Consider the following 16,785-nt stretch of genomic DNA (forward strand, 5'->3'; position numbering starts at 1 on the left):
TACAAGTAAATTATGATGAAACAATTAAACCTTTTTATTGAACTAACAAGACTGAAAAAGCCAATTGGTTTTATGTTATTATTTTGGCCTTGTGCATGGGGATTAACATTAGCTTACGATTTTTCAAATGATTTAAATAATTATTTTTTTTATTTAACTTTATTTTTCCTTGGATCAGTTTTAATGCGCTCCGCAGGCTGTATAGTAAATGATATCTCTGATAAGGATTTTGATAAAAAAGTTGAGAGAACAAAAAATAGACCAATAGCCTCTAATAAAGTTTCTATAAAATTAGCAATTTTTTATACAACTGTTTTATGTTCACTTGCTTTTTTGGTTTTAATTAATTTTAATAATTTAACAATTATCCTCGCGCTAGGCTCGATGCCTTTAGCTTTTACCTACCCTTTAATGAAAAGATTTACACACTGGCCTCAGTTGTTTTTGGGGATAACATTCAACTATGGTTTGATTTTAGGCTGGACATCAATAGTGGGTGAAATAAGTATAGTTCCTATTATCTTTTATCTAGGAGCCATATTTTGGACACTAGGATACGACACTATATACGGGTTTCAAGATATCCAAGATGACGAAATAATAGGTGTAAAATCAACTTCAATAAAATTTAAAAATAAACCAAAAAACTTTTTATTCATATGCTATGTTTTTCTAATTTCTTCTATTTTGATTGTAGGCTATATAATGAACTTTAATTATTTTTTTTATATAAGTTTAATAATAACAATAATTCATTTATTTTTTTATCAGATAAGATTTTTTAACTCCAAAGACTCGTTGAAATGCTTAAAGGTTTTTAAAAGTAATAATTTAACAGGCTTTATAATTTTTTGTAATATTTTAATTGGAAGGTTTTAATGAATAATTCAAAAATTTATAAAAGGCTTTATAAAGATTATTCAAGAAAATATATTAATAGAATATTAGTTTCAGTTTTTTTTGGAGTGCTTGTTGCAACTAGTACTTCGGCAATCGCTTGGCTTTTAGATCCTGCTATAAAAAAAATTTTTGTTGAGAAGGATCAATCATTAATATTTGCAATACCTTTGTTAATAATTATATCTTTTGCTGTAAAAGGATTTTCCCTTTATTATGCAAAAGCAATTATGATTGGTGTGGCTGAAGAAATTAAAAAAACTCTTCAGTCACAAATGGTAAAATCTTTGATTAATGCAGATACACAATTAATTGATCAAAAACATTCTGGAAAATTTATTTCAAATCTTACATATGACGTAAATCACATTACAAATATGCTTAGTACGGCTGTGCTAAATTTATTCAAAGACAGCTTAACTTTATTTGGTTTACTATTTGTAATGTTCTATCAAAATTGGAAATTATCATTGATTGCTATAATAATGATACCTGTTGCTGGTATCGCATCAAGGACCCTTGGTAAAAGAATTGGGAAGGTTGTAACAGAGGCTCAAGAAAAATCCGGCTTTTTAAACACACATTTAATTGAATTATTTAAAAATCATAAACTAATCAAAATATTTCAAAGAGAAGATTACGAGAGTAAAAGAACAGACAAACATTTGAATCAATTAAAAGATAAAAACATTAAAATCAATACAGTTTTTGTTAGAATGTCTCCAATCATGGAAACTCTAACGGGAGTAATGATTGCAATTTTGATATTCTATTCTGGAAAATTAGCCCTTAGGGGTGAGATAGAAATAGGGAATTTTTTTTCTTTCCTTGCAGCAATGATGCTCGCATATCAACCAGTCAGAGCTCTATCAACAATAAACATGACCCTAAATCAAGGGTTATCAGCAGCTTATAGAATTTTACCTATAATTGATAATAAAAATAAAATTACGGATCATGAAGATTCCAAAGATATAAATATTACTAATGGAGCTATTAAATTTAGCAACTTAAGATTTAAATACTCTTCTGAAGAAAAAGATGTTCTAAAAAAAATTAACCTCAGTATAGCCGGAGGTAAAATGACATCTTTAGTTGGGCATAGTGGCTCTGGAAAATCAACAATTTTAAATTTAATACCTAGGTTTTATGATGCACAGTCTGGAGATATTTTTATTGATGAGCAATCAATATACAAAATGAAAATTAAATCTCTAAGAGATAAGATTTCACTTGTGAGTCAGGACACAACTTTATTTGATGACACAATAAAAAATAATATCAGCTATGCAAAAACTGATGTTTCAGATGAAGAAATAATTGCTGCAGCTAAATTTTCTTACTCACATGAATTTATAGATAAATTACCTAATAAGTATGAAACTGTTATAGGCGAAAATGGAATTAGATTATCAGGTGGAGAAAAGCAAAGGCTGTCAATAGCAAGAGCTATGATTAAAAAAAGTCCAATAATCCTATTAGATGAAGCAACTTCATCATTGGATGCTGAAACGGAAAGCAAAATTCAAGATGCATTAAAAATATTAACTAAAGATAGGACTACCATTGTAATTGCTCACAGACTTTCAACAATTTTAAATTCTGATCAGATTTATATTATTGATGCTGGAAATGTGGTTGCTAATGGCAAGCATGATGAGCTATTAAATAATTCAGATCTTTATAAAAATTTTTATAAAAAACAAATTCGAAAAGAATAATGTTTTTTTTATACCAAATATTTATAACTATATTGTTAATATTTTCTCCATTAATAATATTTTTTAGAATTTTAAAAAAAAAAGAAGATAGTGAAAGATATAAAGAAAAATTTTGCTCTCCATCAAAAAAACGTGTTAAAGGAAATTTACTTTGGTTTCACGGTTCAAGTGTTGGTGAGCTTTTAAGTATCTTGCCATTAGTTCATGAACTTGAAAAAAATAAATCTATAAATCAAATTCTAATAACCACATCTACTTTAAGTTCTGCTCAAATATTCAAAAAATTTAAATTTAAAAAAACAATTCATCAATTTTTTCCAATAGATTCAATATTTTTTTCTTATAAATTTTTAAATTATTGGAAACCTACTATTGCAATATTTGTTGAATCAGAAATTTGGCCCAGCATCTTTAAAATTCTTAACAAAAAAAATATTCCACTAAAACTTCTAAATGCAAGAATTACTAAAAAAACTTTTAAAAAATGGTTTCGTATAAAAAGCTTTTCAAATTCAATTTTTAAAAATATTTCAAATGCCTATCCTCAAAATGAAGAAACTTTTAATTACCTTAAAAGATTAAATGTCTCAAAGATTAAAAACATAGGAAACCTTAAGTTTGTTAATAATAAACAAAATAAATCCTCCAAATTAGATAAGGCACTATTAAAAAATTTAAATCTTAGAAAAATCTGGTGTGCTTCTAGCACGCATCCTGGTGAAGAAACTATATGCGCTAATACTCACATAAAACTAAAAAAAAAATATAAAAATTTATTAACCATATTAATACCAAGGCATATTCAACGTGTTAATAAAATAGTTGATGAAATTAAAAATTTAAATTTGAATGTTGTTTTACACAGCACAAAACCAAAAAAATTAGACAACATAGATATATATTTGGTGGATACATATGGAGAAACAAAAAAATTTTACCAAGCCTCTAGTATAGTTTTTATGGGAAAATCACTTTCTAGAAGAGGAGGTCAAAACCCACTTGAACCAACTAACTTTGGCTCAGCTATTTTATATGGACCAAATATAGATAATTTTAAGGATACATACAGATTGCTTGATAAACTGAAAATTGCTCATAAGGTTAATGGTGTAAATAGCTTAACCAATTTATTAGACAAATTAATCACTAAACCTAACAACAAGAAGAGTTATTTAAAAATTGAAAAAATGGGAAAAAAAATACTCAATGAAACTAAAGATGAGATAAACAGTTTATTAAATAATGAAATTAAAAAAACCTAAATTCTGGGACCTCAAAAAATCATCCCTTTATTCTTATCTACTGTTACCTTTTTCGGTTGTTCTAAGTTTAATCATTAAGATAAAATCAAAACCTAAGCTACCTAATCCCAAAATTAAAACTATTTGTATTGGCAACATCTATATTGGTGGAACTGGAAAGACATCTCTAGCCATCAAAATAAAAGAAATTTTAGATAAAAATAATATTAAAGCCTGTTTTATTAAGAAATTATATACAGATCAAATTGATGAACAAAAATTGCTTAGTAAAAATGGCACTTTGTTTTGTGCTTTAAAAAGAATTACCGCACTGGATGAGGCAATATCAAAAGGTTTTGAGGTTGCCATCTTTGATGATGGGCTACAAGACAGTTCTATTAAATATGATATGGAAATTGTTTGTTTTAATAATCTAAACTGGATTGGTAATGGATTAACAATACCCTCAGGTCCGTTAAGAGAGGGTATCAATAACCTAAAATTTTATGAAAATATTTTTTTAAATGGGAATAATGAAAACTTAGAAGAAATTAGAGATAAAATTAAAAAAATTAATCCTAATATAAACATTAATCGTGGGAAATATGCCCTATTAAATATAGATGAATTTGATAAAAATCAAAATTATCTAGCCTTTTCAGGCATTGGAAATCATAAAACCTTTATAGATATGTTGCAAAATAATAAATTGAAAATTGTTAAAGATTTAGAGTACCCAGATCACTATCAATATTCAAAAAAAGATTTTATTGAAATAATGTATAATGCAGAAAAATATAATGCAAAAATTATAACAACAGAAAAAGATTATTTAAGGTTAGACAATTTTAACAAAAATAAAATTTTTTATGTCAAATCTAGTCTTGAAATATCAGATGAAAAAAGCCTTGTAAAAAAACTCATTGAATTAAATGAAAAAAATTAAATATTTTTTTGAATTTTTAATCATATCATTTCTTTTTTCTATTTATAAAATCTTAGGATTAAAAATTTCATCTTATATTGGTGGAAAATTATCTGAATCTTTTGGTCCTATCTTTAGATCTAGAAAAATCATTGAGTCAAACATCCAAAGAGCTATTCCTAAAATTAATTCATTAGAAATGAATGATATTACAAAAAATATGTGGAATAATTACGGAAGAACATTGTCTGAATATATGTTCCTTAAAGATTTTAGAAATAATAAGTTTAAATCTAATATTAATATAGTGGGAACTGAAATCCTTGAAAAAATAAAACTTGAAAAAAACCCAGTAATTTTCGTATCTGGTCATTTCAGTAACTTTGAATTAATGGCAATGGAAATTGAAAAATCTGGTGTAAATTTGTCAGCAATATATCGTCCTTTGAATAATATTTTTTTAAATGTATTAATGGAAAAAATTAGAAAAAAATATATTTGTAAAAAACAAATTAAAAAAGGAACAAGTGGAGTTAGAGAATTATTAAGGTTATATAAGAAAGGCTATTCAATAGCCTTGATGATAGACCAGAGAGTTTCAGAAGGAATAAAATCTAAATTTTTTGATGAAGACGCATTTACAACAACTATTCCAGCACAATTTATAAAAAAATTTAATTGTAAGGTGGTGCCAATTTATATTGAAAGACACAATAATATAAATTTCAATATTAAAATTGAAAAACCTATAGAATTTAAAAGAAATACCCCAATTGAAAAAATTACTAGAGATCTGAATATTTGGTTGGAAAAAATGATTCTAAAAAATCCTGGGCAGTGGATATGGTCTCACAATAGATGGAAGTAAATACTTAATTGCTCTCCTTTTTTTTATGAGCTTCTATATAAGAATAGTAAGGCTCTTGAAGCTCCACATTCCAATAATTAAGAATTTCTAAACTAATCAATTTTCCAGATACCGCACAAACAACATGATCACCATTTTCAATAATTTCAAAATTATTTGGTAAATATTTTAATTTTGCTAATTTTTTATTCATTTTTAGTTTATATACATCTATATGAAAGTTGGAATAATTGGAAGTGGCGGAAGAGAACATGCTATATGCGAATCAATTAAAAAGTCTTCAAAAATTGAAAAGATATACTGTTTTCCTGGCAATGCAGGCACATCAGAAATTGCTGAAAATATTGCAATAGATATTTCTGATTTTAATAAAATTAAAGAATTTTTAATATCTAATAAAATAAGTTTACTAATAGTGGGACCTGAAAAACCACTGGTGGATGGTATAGTGGATTTTTTTAAAGATACAGAAATAAATGTTTTCGGTCCTGATAAAATTGCTTCTCAACTTGAGGGTTCTAAGATATTTACCAAAAAAATTTGTGAGATTTATAAAATTCCTACTGCTAATTTTGGAATATTTGAAAACTGCAACGAAGCAGTTGTTTTTTTAGATAAAACTCAGTTTCCATTAGTTGTTAAGGCAGATGGTCTTGCATCTGGGAAAGGTGTTTATATTTGTGAGAATAAAGATAGTGCAAATACCGCTATAAAAGAAATTTTTAACGGAAAATTTGGAATAGCTAAGAATGTATTAATAGAAGAATTTCTTATTGGTGAAGAAATGAGCTATTTTATAATTAGTGATGGGAAAGAAATTAAAAACTTTGAAACTGCACAGGACCATAAAAGAGTTTTGGAAGGAGACAAAGGGGATAACACAGGAGGTATGGGGGCTTATTCTCCATCGCGATTAATAAATCAAGTCCTTGAAAAAAAAATATTAAACAAAATAATAGAACCCACTATCAAAGCGCTGAAGAAGATGGGATCTAATTATAAGGGCTTTTTATACGCAGGCTTAATGATAGTGAAGGATGAACCATTTTTAATCGAATACAATGTGAGAATGGGAGATCCAGAATGTCAGACAATTTTGCCAAAATTAAAAACAGATTTACTAGAAATTATAGAGGCATGTTGTAATGAAAAATTAAAAAACTTAAAAATAGAATGGTATAACAAAAAAAGTTTATGCATTGTTCTTTGTTCAAAAGGTTACCCTGATAAATATAACAATAATATACTAATTGAAAATACTGAAAAGCTTGATTTAGCTAAAGGTGATTTTATTTATCACGCAGGAACTAAAAAAATTGAAAATAAGATTTATTCAAATGGTGGAAGAGTAATTAACTTTGTTAGCTTGTCTTCTAACTTCAAAGAAAGTAGAGATAAAATCTTTAATCACATTAGCAAGCTCAATTGGAGTGGTGGATTTTTTAGAAAAGATATTGGATATAAGGTTATAGATGAATGAGAATAATTTCAGGGAACTACAAAGGTAAAAAAATTCTACCTCCTAACGATAAATCAACAAGACCTCTTAAAGACTTAACTAAGGAATCTATTTTTAATATAATCAAGCATTCCAAATTATTGAATATAGATCTTGAAAACTCAAATGTTCTTGATTTATTTTCAGGTATAGGATCTTTTGGGCTTGAATGCTTATCAAGAGGAGCTAGAAGAGTTACATTTTTAGAAAGTTATAAAGAAGTATTAACTGTTCTAAAAAAAAATATAGACAACCTAAAACAGCAGAACTCTTCAATCATCATAGAAAAAGATATTTTTGCAGAAAATACATTGAAAGCATTGAATAATAAATTTGATATAATTTTTATGGACCCACCCTTCAAAGAAAAAAAATTAGTAGATCTATTAGATACAATCATCAAATTAGAATTACTAAAAGATAACGGTATTATAATAATTCACAGACACAAAAAAGAAGAAGATATATTTCCTAATGAATTTAATATTATAATAGAAAAAAATTACGGTATTTCAAAAATTATTTTTGGCAAAACTTTAGGCTAAAAAAAATTTTGTTTCTTTTTTTATTAATTCGACTGAAGGTTGATCAAAAGGATTAACATTTAAGGCTCTACCAAGTAAAACTGTCTCTAAAATAAAAAAACAAAATAGTTCACCTAGTGATTTCTCATCTCGCTTTAAAACTCTAAAGCTTCTAAAGGGTATCTTTTTTGATGTAAAAACTTTTTCAGTAGCCAACATTTGAGATTGTTTAATTTTTTCTATCGACTGATTTCTCATGTATTTATGACTATTGAGAATATTGTGATTGTTTATTTTTATTACCTTATTTTCCAAAACATTAAAAAAAGTATAAAAACTTTTTTTAGGACCATCTAAATATAGTTGCATTAAACTATGATTATCTTTTGGCATAGATGACACAATCGGCAAAAGTCCTTTAGATTTTTTACCCAAACTTTCTGCTATTAATTGTTGATACCACTTAAATAAATTTTCTGACTGCTCATCATAATTTAGAATTATAGAATTATATTTACTATCTTTGATTAAATTTAAAGTTGCCGCTACATTATTAACAAGATTATTTACAAATGTTTTATTTTTAATAAGATTATTAAATTGTTTGAATTTACCTTCATTTAAATTCATCAATTCTGCAGGTAGCATTCCCACTTCAGATAAGACTGAATACCTTCCACCTACATAATTTTGGTGCTCAAAGATTTCTGCTTTAAGCTTGTTTGCTAAATTGGTTAAATAGCTATCCTTATCTTCTGTAATTACAATATTACTATCCCTATTCTTTATTAGCGTGTTTGCATTTGCTATTGTCTCTATGGTATTTCCAGATTTAGATATAATTAAATTTAAATTAATATTTTTATCTTGAAAATAGTCTGCATTGCTATTTAGATTATTCACAAAAGTTAGTTTTTTTTTAATTTTTTTTTTTAAAAAATTATAAATTGCTTCAGTCCCCAAAATTGAACCTCCCATTCCAATTACTCTTATATTGGAAAATTTTTTATACTTAGAGATTTTTTTTTTAGAATAACTATATCTGTAAGTAGGCTTTAATGTTTCAAAAAGTTGAGGCTGATCTTTTAATAAATTTAGAAAATCTTTTTTTATTATTTTATTATTCTTTATATTTAAAAAATTTTTAAGTATCATTATTGTTCTATAATTTTTTTAATAATTAATTTTTCTTTTGAATTATTCGATTTATTTTTATCTATATCTGAATCTATAGAAGAGCTTTGATCAATTATATCTTTAATGCTTAAGGTATTTTCTTTAGTTGATGCTATATTTTCATCTATTTTTTTTCTAGGCTCTGGCAACTCTCCAAAACTAGGTGGTAAAACCAAGGGAGCTTTTTTTTCTACTAAAAATTCATCACTTCCTTTTTTTTTGCTAGCTCCAATTCCTCCAGAAATAGCACTACAAGCATTTAAAAACAATAATGTTAAAAAAATAACTATTACTGGCTTAATTTTATTCATTTATATTTTTATTATTATAGAAAAGTTCTACTAAAATAAGGCAAAAAATACCAATGGTAATAAATATGTCGGCCACATTAAAAACAAACCAATGAAACCCATTGAAATGAAGATCAATAAAATCTGGGACTGCCGTATGAACTATTCGATCATAAAGATTACCTAGTGCCCCTCCCGCAACTAAAGCTAAAAAATAAGTTTTAATATTATCATTTTTCCACATCATAAATAAAATAACTATAACAATAAGACAAATCACGAGTGTAATTATATTATACATCATACTTTCATTCACAGAAAGCAAACCAAAAGCTATTCCTTTATTCCAAATTAAAAATAAATTTAAATAAGGTGTAACATATATGTCTACTGAGCCTTCCACTTCCGCTAACTTTAAGATATAAAACTTAGACACTCTATCAATTAGAAATACTCCTATTAAAATTGTAAAATTTAAAAAAAAAGTTTTTAGTCTGGTTTTATTCATTACTTTTGTTGCTAACTTGAGTGTCTTTCACACTTTTCTTCATTGATTTTCCAACAAGTTGGACACTTATTGCCTTCAGCTTTAGTTGTTTTAACTATTACTTCTTCAATGTCTGATTGCTCTACGATTGCTGAGGATGTGATGCATAGCTCTGAAAAATCAATATTATTTGAAATTTCATATAAATTTTTATTTAAATTAATAGTTAAGTTTGCTTCTAAGCTTGATCCTATTTCTTTATTCGCTCTTTTTGCTTCAATGCTTATATTACAAATATCTCTAATTTTTTTTAACTCAACCCATTTTTTGTTTAATTTTTCATTTTCAAATGATTTTGGAAATTCCATGAATTTTTCTAGATGAATACTTTTTTTATCTTTATTTATAAGTGTAAAAATTTCTTCTGTTGTAAAGGAAAGTATAGGTGCATACCATTTAATCAGAGATTCTAAAATTATATTTAATACAATAATGCTACTTTTTCTTCTCTCTGAATTTTTTGAATCACAATACAAAGCATCTTTTCTAATATCAAAATAAAATGCAGATAAGTCTACTGTGCAAAAATTCAAAAGTTCTTTGTAAAGATTATGAAAGTCATATGACTTAAAATAATTTTTAAAATTTTCATTTAAATCATAAACTCTGTGAAGCATATATTGCTCTAACTCTGGTAATTGATTTAAATCTAATTTTTCAAGATCAATTTTCTTAAAATCATCATTTAAGTTTCCAAGTAAATATCTAAATGTATTTCTAATCTTTCTATAAGAATCTGCATGTTGTTCTAAAATAGAATAATCAATTCTTAAGTCTTCAGCATAGTTTGACGAAGCAACCCATATTCTTAAAATATCAGCACCATATTTTTTTAAAATATCTTCTGGTGCTATAACATTTCCCACAGATTTAGACATTTTAAGACCTTTGCCATCTACGACAAATCCATGTGATAATATCGATTCATAGGGAGCTCTACCTCTGGTTCCACATGACTCTAGCAATGATGAATGAAACCAACCTCTATGTTGATCAGATCCCTCTAGATACATTGATGCAGGCCATTGAAGATCTTCTCTTTTTTCTAAAACAAATGCATGCGTACAACCACTATCAAACCATACCTCAACAATGTCACTTATTTTATCATAATCTTCTGCTTTATACTTATCTCCTAAAAATCTTTGTGGATCATCAGAGAACCAACAATCAGAGCCCTCTTTTTCATAAATACTTGCAATATTTTCATTTACCTCATCATCAGCTAAAATTTCTTTAGTAGTTTTATGGACAAATATAGGTAACGGAACTCCCCAAACTCTTTGTCTTGAAACGCACCAGTCAGGCCTTGTTTCGATCATTGCCTTTATTCTTTCTCTACCTTTGTCAGGGTAAAAAGTAGTGTCATCTAATGCTTTTAGTGCTTTTTTTCTTAGACCATGACTTTCCATAGAAATAAACCATTGGGGAGTTGCTCTATGAACGAGTGGAGCTTTTGATCTCCAAGAATGGGGATATGAATGAATTAACTCTCCATTAAATAGTAGTTTTTTTTGTGCTTTTAATTTTTCGATAACAATCGGGTTTGCTTTAAAAATATGTGTTCCTTCAAATAAAGGAAGATTTTTAGTATATTTTCCATCACCATCAACTGTCTCAATTGCTTTAATACCATGTTTTAAACAAAGATTGAAATCATCGGGACCATGACTAGGCGCACAGTGAACGATACCTGTTCCTTGTTCAGTTGTAACAAACCTTGCTTCAAGCATTGGAATTTCATAATCATAACCAAGATTTAAAAATGGATGACTACAAATTGTATCTTTAAAATCTTTCCCTTTAAATTTTTTAATTTCTTTATAACTTTTGATATCACAGTCTTTAATAACAGAATCTAATAACGCCTCCGCAATCACTATTTTTTTATCTTTAAAATCTCCATCATCATTTAAATGAATTACTAAATAATCTAAAGCTTCATTATAAGCTAAAGCTTTGTTCGCTGGTATTGTCCAGGGCGTAGTTGTCCATATGACAATCTCCGTACCTTCTAATTCTTTTAAATTTGTTTTTTTAATAGGAAAACTAGCATAGATCGTATCTGATTTATGATCTTGATATTCTACTTCAGCATCTGCTAAAGCAGTTTTCTCAACTGTAGACCAAAGAACAGGTTTAAATCCTCTATAAAGACTTCCTTCTTTTAAAAACTTACCTAACTCTCTTACGATTTGTGCTTCTGCATCAAAGCTCATGGTTGCATAGTGATTATCCCAATCACCTATAACACCCAATCTTTTAAATTGTGTTTTATGAACTTCAATCCATTTTTGTGCAAAATCTCTACACTCTTTTCTAAATTCTGTAATTGGAACTTCATTCTTATTTTTTTTATTTTTTTTATAACGTTCTTCAATTTTCCATTCAATAGGTAGTCCATGACAATCCCATCCTGGAACATATACTGAATCTTTACCATCCATTTGATGAAACCTAACAATTATATCTTTTAAAATTTTATTTAACGCTGTACCCATATGAATGTTTCCATTTGCATATGGAGGTCCATCGTGGAGTATAAATTTTTCCTTACCTTTGCTAGATTTTCTTAACTCTTTATAAAGATCAATTTTTTTCCAATAATCTAAAATTTCAGGCTCTTTATTCTGTAAGTTAGCTTTCATGGAGAAAGCTGTTTTTGGTAAATTTATATTTTCTTTACTCATTTTAACTTCTTTTAGCGACTTTTAGATCACTTTGAATTTGTTTTTTTAATTGATTAACGTTTTTGAATTTTTTTTCTTTTCTAATAAATTTTGTGAATTCAATTGATAAATACTTATTATAAAGATTTCCAGAAAAATTGAAAATATGAACCTCTAATAATATCTTTTTTTGGTTAAAAGTCGGTCTATAACCCAGGTTTGCAATCGCTTTCAAAGGTTTATTGGAGTTTTTTCGGTTTACTTTGACCGCATACACACCTGGCATAGCAATAACATAATCCTTAACATCTATGTTGCAGGTTGGAAAACCAATCTTTTTTCCTTGTTGTCTGCCCTTTTGAACCATTCCTTCAATCGCCCAATTTCTTCCCAATAGTTTATTGGTTTTTTTTAAATTCCCCCTTTCCAAAAGAGATCTGATGTATGTAGAAGAAATAATTTTTTGACTCAATATTAACGGTTGCGGTTTTACTATTTTATAATCATAAATTTTTTCATTTTTAATTAATTGATTAACATCACCCTCTCTTTTATTTCCAAATTTAAAATTATTACTAACAAATATATATTGTGCCTCCAATTTTTCAGATAAAATTTTTTTAATAAAAAAGTCAGATTTAATCTTAGAAAATATTTTATCAAATTTTTGAGTAATTATAAAGTCAACTCCCAGGCTTTTTAGAATTATATTTTTTTGATTAATATTTGAAATTCTGAAGTTTTTTATATCTTTATTAAAAAACATTTTGGGCATTGGCTCAAATGTTAAAACACCAATATTTAGATTAAATTTTTTTTTATAACTATTTGCTAATTTAAATAATTTTTGATGGCCCACATGAACACCATCAAAATTTCCAATTAAAATTATTGATCTTTTGTGATTTTTAGAAATATCAAAATTTTTATATAGTTTCATCATTTTACCATTTAAGTTCTGTTTGAATAAAATTTACAACAACTTCATATTTTTTTAAAACTATATCTATTCCTTCTTTTTTAATTTCATCTTTATGAACACCATTTGATATTATTAATGAATCATAATTTAAAAGATTTGCTCCTTTAATATCTGTGTTCAAATTGTCACCAATTGACAAAACTTTTTTTTTCTTATTATCAATTGACTGATTGTAAACTTCAGGAAATGGTTTTCCAAAATATATAACCTTTCCTCCCATTTTTTCAAAAACTAATGCTACTGACCCTGCACACAATTCTCTTTTCTCACCTCTATCAACAATTAAATCTGGATTAGTGCATATCATTTTCTTGTTAATGTGCTCTTTAAATAATTCTTTATAATAATTCAAATCCTCACCTTGTTCTTCAAATAAACCTGTGCACAACAAATAAAAGCTTTCTTTAATATCTTGAGTCTGATTTTTTTTAAAATCTAAAAATAAATCAAAATCTCTAGGAGGTCCTAAATGATAAAATTTATCATCTAATAAGTTTTTTTTTAAATAACTCAATGCCGCTTCTCCTGATGAATATACATTTTCTCTAATTTCTTTATTCATTCCCATTTTTTCCAAAAATGACTTTACAGTTTTATTGGGTCGTGGTGCGTTAGTTAAGAGAACATATTTTTTTTTTGCTTTAGTAATTTCTTTTAAGGCTTCAATTGCATTTTTATGAAGGTTTATTCCGTTGTGAATAACACCCCATAAATCAATATAGAAAATATCATAGTTCTCAGCAATTGACTTTAATCCGTTATTATCTAAGTTTTCACTCATTGTGGCAGGTATAACTCATAAAAAACACAATTTCTCTGGTTTTTTGGCTCACATATTTTTTTTACTTAACCTTGAAATAGTGAGGCTAATAGCTATATGAGTCGCATATTAAAAGGAGAATTTATGAAATTTAAACCGTTACACGATAGAGTTTTAATACAAGTTTTAGACAGTAGTGAAAAAACTGCTGGAGGAATAATTATCCCTGATACAGCACAAGAAAAACCTCAAGAAGGTAAAGTTATTGCTGTTGGTGGTGGAGCAAAAACTGAAGATGGAAAGTTAATTCCAATGGATGTTAAAGTTGGAGACAAAGTTCTTTTTGGCAAATGGTCAGGAACTGAAATCAAAATCGATGGCAAAGAATACAGCATAATGAAAGAGTCTGACATTATGGGTATTTCAGGAAAATAATTTAATTAAAAGGAGAAAATAAAATGGCAAAAGTTATAAAATTTGACTCTGAAGCAAGAGCTGCAATGATAAGAGGTGTTGATATCCTTGCAAATACAGTAAAAGTTACACTTGGACCAAAAGGTAGAAATGTAGTTATTGATAAATCTTATGGTGCACCAAGAATTACTAAAGACGGTGTTTCAGTTGCTAAAGAAATTGATTTAGAAGATAAATTTGAAAACATGGGCGCTCAAATGGTTAAGGAAGTTGCTAACAAAACAAATGAAGAAGCTGGTGATGGAACAACTACAGCAACCATTTTAGCACAAGCAATTGTTAAAGAAGGTGTAAAATATGTGACTGCAGGTATGAACCCTATGGATGTTAAAAGAGGGATTGATGCAGCAGTAGAACATGTTAAAGGCAGTCTAATTGCTTCGGCTAAAAAAGTAAAAGATAGTGATGAGATTGCTCAAATTGGTACTATTTCATCTAATGGTGATAAAGAAATTGGTAACATGATTGCAAAAGCGATGCAAAAAGTTGGTAATGAAGGTGTTATCACTGTTGAGGAAGCAAAAGGAATAGAAACTGAGCTAGATGTTGTTGAGGGTATGCAGTTTGATAGAGGATATTTATCGCCATACTTTATCACTAATGCTGATAAAATGACTACTGAGTTAGAAAATCCTTTTATTCTATTACATGAAAAGAAATTAACTAACTTACAGCCAATGGTTCCACTTTTAGAAGCTGTTGTTCAAGCTGGACGGCCACTAATGATTATTTCAGAAGATGTTGAGGGCGAAGCTCTTGCAACTCTTGTTGTAAATAAACTTAGAGGTGGTTTAAAAGTTGTTGCTGTTAAAGCTCCAGGTTTTGGTGATAGAAGAAAATCAATGCTTGATGATATCGCAATCTTAACTGGTGGTCAGGTTATTTCTGAAGACATCGGAGTTAAGCTTGAAAATGTTAAACTTACTGACCTTGGTTCTTGTAAAAGAGTAAAAGTTGATAAAGATAACAGTACTATCATTAGTGGTAGCGGTAAAAAATCTGAGATTGAAGCTAGATGTGCTCAAATTAAACAACAAGTTGGTGAAACAACTTCTGATTATGACAGAGAAAAACTTCAAGAAAGACTAGCAAAACTTGCTGGTGGAGTTGCTATAATCAAAGTTGGTGGTGCAACTGAAGTAGAAGTTAAAGAAAGAAAAGATAGAGTTGAAGATGCTCTTAACGCAACTAGAGCTGCTGTTGAAGAAGGAATAGTAGTTGGTGGTGGTTGCGCTCTTTTATACGCTTCACAAAGTCTAGGCTCACTTAAAGTTAAAGGAGACGATCAAAAAGCTGGTGTTACATTAGTGGCTAAAGCTTTACAGGCTCCTATTAGACAAATAACTTTAAATGCTGGAGTTGATGGATCGGTTGTAGTTGGAAAACTACTTGAACAAAATAAAAAGAACCAAGGTTACGATGCTCAGAATGAAGATTATGTTGATATGTTTGCAAAAGGTATCATCGATCCTGTTAAAGTTGTAAGAACAGCTTTACAGGATGCAGCTTCAATTGCTGGATTACTTGTAACTACTGAAGCCATGATTGCTGACAAACCAGATGACAAAGATTCTGGTGCTGGTGGAATGCCTGGTGGAATGCCTGGTGGAATGGGCGGCATGGGTGGCATGGGTGGCATGGGAATGTAATCCCGTCTATCTAAGACTTAAGAATTATAAAAACCCCCTTAATTGGGGGTTTTTTTTTGTATACAGTTCTCTCATTAGTCCATAAATTTATTGTAATGAAACTTTTAATCAGAATATTTATTTCATTATTTTTTTTAACTTCTACAGTTAATGCTGCTGAGTTTGGACTAGCGTTCGAGTGGGGTAATTTAAAATTGTGTACCTCTGGAAATCCTAACAAAGTTGATAACCCAATATTTACACTTACAAATGTTCCTGAAGGCACAAAAACTCTTCAGTTCAGAATGAAGGATAAACAATCACCTTATAATCATGGTGGTGGCAAAGTTGAATATACTGGTCAAACTACTATTGAACCTGGTGCTTTTAAATACAAAAGTCCTTGTCCACCAAATGGAAAACACACTTATGTTTGGACTGTGACTGCCAAAAATGAAAAAAAAAAGAAAATAGGGAAAGCAAAAGCACAAAAAAAATATCCTGAGTAGTTCTCTTCTACAATTCATTAATAATTCTATCTAACAACGAATTCATCTTTTGAATTGCTTTGGGATTTGACCTTAA

General features: G+C 28.1%; 17 protein-coding genes. 10 read left to right on the plus strand and 7 right to left on the minus strand.

Annotated elements, in window-relative coordinates:
* Positions 1-15: 15 nt before the first annotated feature.
* Genes ubiA through AC5YF9_RS05960 form a run of 5 tightly spaced genes read left to right on the plus strand, consistent with a single transcriptional unit; the run spans position 16 to position 5,652 of the window.
* The gene (ubiA, locus tag AC5YF9_RS05940) at positions 16-879 is read left to right on the plus strand and encodes a 4-hydroxybenzoate octaprenyltransferase (RefSeq protein WP_415304928.1); all 864 of its coding nucleotides are present in this window, start codon (positions 16-18) and stop codon (positions 877-879) included.
* Complete coding sequence (locus AC5YF9_RS05945) at positions 879-2,618, plus strand: ABC transporter ATP-binding protein (RefSeq protein WP_415303761.1); 1,740 nt, start codon at positions 879-881, stop codon at positions 2,616-2,618. The genes ubiA and AC5YF9_RS05945 overlap by 1 nt, the downstream gene beginning before the upstream one ends.
* Positions 2,618-3,880, plus strand: a complete 1,263-nt coding sequence (locus AC5YF9_RS05950) for a 3-deoxy-D-manno-octulosonic acid transferase (protein WP_415303762.1) — start codon at positions 2,618-2,620, stop codon at positions 3,878-3,880. The genes AC5YF9_RS05945 and AC5YF9_RS05950 overlap by 1 nt, the downstream gene beginning before the upstream one ends.
* A complete protein-coding gene (gene lpxK / locus AC5YF9_RS05955) occupies positions 3,861-4,805 on the plus strand; it encodes a tetraacyldisaccharide 4'-kinase (RefSeq protein ID WP_415303763.1) in 945 nt (314 codons plus the stop codon). Before AC5YF9_RS05950 ends, lpxK begins: the two co-directional genes overlap by 20 nt.
* The gene (locus AC5YF9_RS05960) at positions 4,792-5,652 is read left to right on the plus strand and encodes a lysophospholipid acyltransferase family protein (protein WP_415303764.1); all 861 of its coding nucleotides are present in this window, start codon (positions 4,792-4,794) and stop codon (positions 5,650-5,652) included. Before lpxK ends, AC5YF9_RS05960 begins: the two co-directional genes overlap by 14 nt.
* Positions 5,653-5,656: 4 nt before the next feature.
* On the opposite strand, the gene AC5YF9_RS05965 is transcribed toward AC5YF9_RS05960, so the two are convergent.
* The gene (locus tag AC5YF9_RS05965; RefSeq protein ID WP_415303765.1) at positions 5,657-5,845 is read right to left on the minus strand and encodes a DUF2093 domain-containing protein; all 189 of its coding nucleotides are present in this window, start codon (positions 5,843-5,845) and stop codon (positions 5,657-5,659) included.
* Between the two features lie 21 nt (positions 5,846-5,866).
* Here AC5YF9_RS05965 and purD point away from each other — a divergent pair, with 21 nt between their 5' ends.
* Together purD and rsmD are read left to right on the plus strand one after the other, a co-directional pair.
* Positions 5,867-7,132, plus strand: coding sequence for a phosphoribosylamine--glycine ligase (gene purD, locus AC5YF9_RS05970; protein ID WP_415303766.1), 1,266 nt, complete (start codon positions 5,867-5,869; stop codon positions 7,130-7,132).
* Complete coding sequence (gene rsmD / locus AC5YF9_RS05975; protein WP_415303767.1) at positions 7,129-7,695, plus strand: 16S rRNA (guanine(966)-N(2))-methyltransferase RsmD; 567 nt, start codon at positions 7,129-7,131, stop codon at positions 7,693-7,695. Before purD ends, rsmD begins: the two co-directional genes overlap by 4 nt.
* On the opposite strand, the gene AC5YF9_RS05980 is transcribed toward rsmD, so the two are convergent.
* The 6 genes from AC5YF9_RS05980 to AC5YF9_RS06005 are packed head-to-tail and all read right to left on the minus strand — an operon-like array spanning position 7,687 to position 14,119.
* Positions 7,687-8,829: a phosphoglucose isomerase-related protein gene (locus tag AC5YF9_RS05980; RefSeq protein ID WP_415303768.1), complete on the minus strand. Its 1,143-nt coding sequence runs from the start codon at positions 8,827-8,829 to the stop codon at positions 7,687-7,689. The genes rsmD and AC5YF9_RS05980 overlap by 9 nt on opposite strands.
* Entirely contained in the window at positions 8,829-9,161 is a 333-nt protein-coding gene (locus AC5YF9_RS05985) for a DUF3035 domain-containing protein (RefSeq protein ID WP_415303769.1), read from the minus strand. The genes AC5YF9_RS05980 and AC5YF9_RS05985 overlap by 1 nt, the downstream gene beginning before the upstream one ends.
* On the minus strand, positions 9,154-9,648 hold the full coding sequence (gene lspA / locus AC5YF9_RS05990; protein ID WP_415303770.1) for a signal peptidase II: 495 nt from the start codon (positions 9,646-9,648) through the stop codon (positions 9,154-9,156). Before lspA ends, AC5YF9_RS05985 begins: the two co-directional genes overlap by 8 nt.
* An 11-nt stretch (positions 9,649-9,659) precedes the next feature.
* Positions 9,660-12,377 carry an isoleucine--tRNA ligase gene (gene ileS, locus AC5YF9_RS05995; protein WP_415303771.1) on the minus strand — a complete coding sequence of 906 codons (2,718 nt, stop codon included), beginning with the start codon at positions 12,375-12,377 and terminating at the stop codon, positions 9,660-9,662.
* Between the two features lies 1 nt (position 12,378).
* On the minus strand, positions 12,379-13,299 hold the full coding sequence (locus tag AC5YF9_RS06000) for a bifunctional riboflavin kinase/FAD synthetase (protein ID WP_415303772.1): 921 nt from the start codon (positions 13,297-13,299) through the stop codon (positions 12,379-12,381).
* A 1-nt stretch (position 13,300) separates the two neighbouring features.
* On the minus strand, positions 13,301-14,119 hold the full coding sequence (locus AC5YF9_RS06005) for a TIGR01459 family HAD-type hydrolase (protein WP_496169871.1): 819 nt from the start codon (positions 14,117-14,119) through the stop codon (positions 13,301-13,303).
* A 123-nt stretch (positions 14,120-14,242) separates the two neighbouring features.
* Between AC5YF9_RS06005 and groES the strand changes: the two genes are divergently transcribed.
* The 3 genes from groES to AC5YF9_RS06020 all read left to right on the plus strand — a co-directional run bounded on the left by groES (position 14,243) and on the right by AC5YF9_RS06020 (position 16,709).
* Positions 14,243-14,533 carry a co-chaperone GroES gene (gene groES / locus AC5YF9_RS06010; protein ID WP_271477562.1) on the plus strand — a complete coding sequence of 97 codons (291 nt, stop codon included), beginning with the start codon at positions 14,243-14,245 and terminating at the stop codon, positions 14,531-14,533.
* Between the two features lie 23 nt (positions 14,534-14,556).
* Positions 14,557-16,221, plus strand: coding sequence for a chaperonin GroEL (groL, locus tag AC5YF9_RS06015; RefSeq protein WP_415303775.1), 1,665 nt, complete (start codon positions 14,557-14,559; stop codon positions 16,219-16,221).
* Positions 16,222-16,316: 95 nt separating this feature from the next.
* A complete protein-coding gene (locus AC5YF9_RS06020) occupies positions 16,317-16,709 on the plus strand; it encodes a YbhB/YbcL family Raf kinase inhibitor-like protein (protein ID WP_415303776.1) in 393 nt (130 codons plus the stop codon).
* Positions 16,710-16,785: the final 76 nt, after the last annotated feature.

It is taken from the genome of Candidatus Pelagibacter sp. uisw_098, from assembly GCF_059512505.1.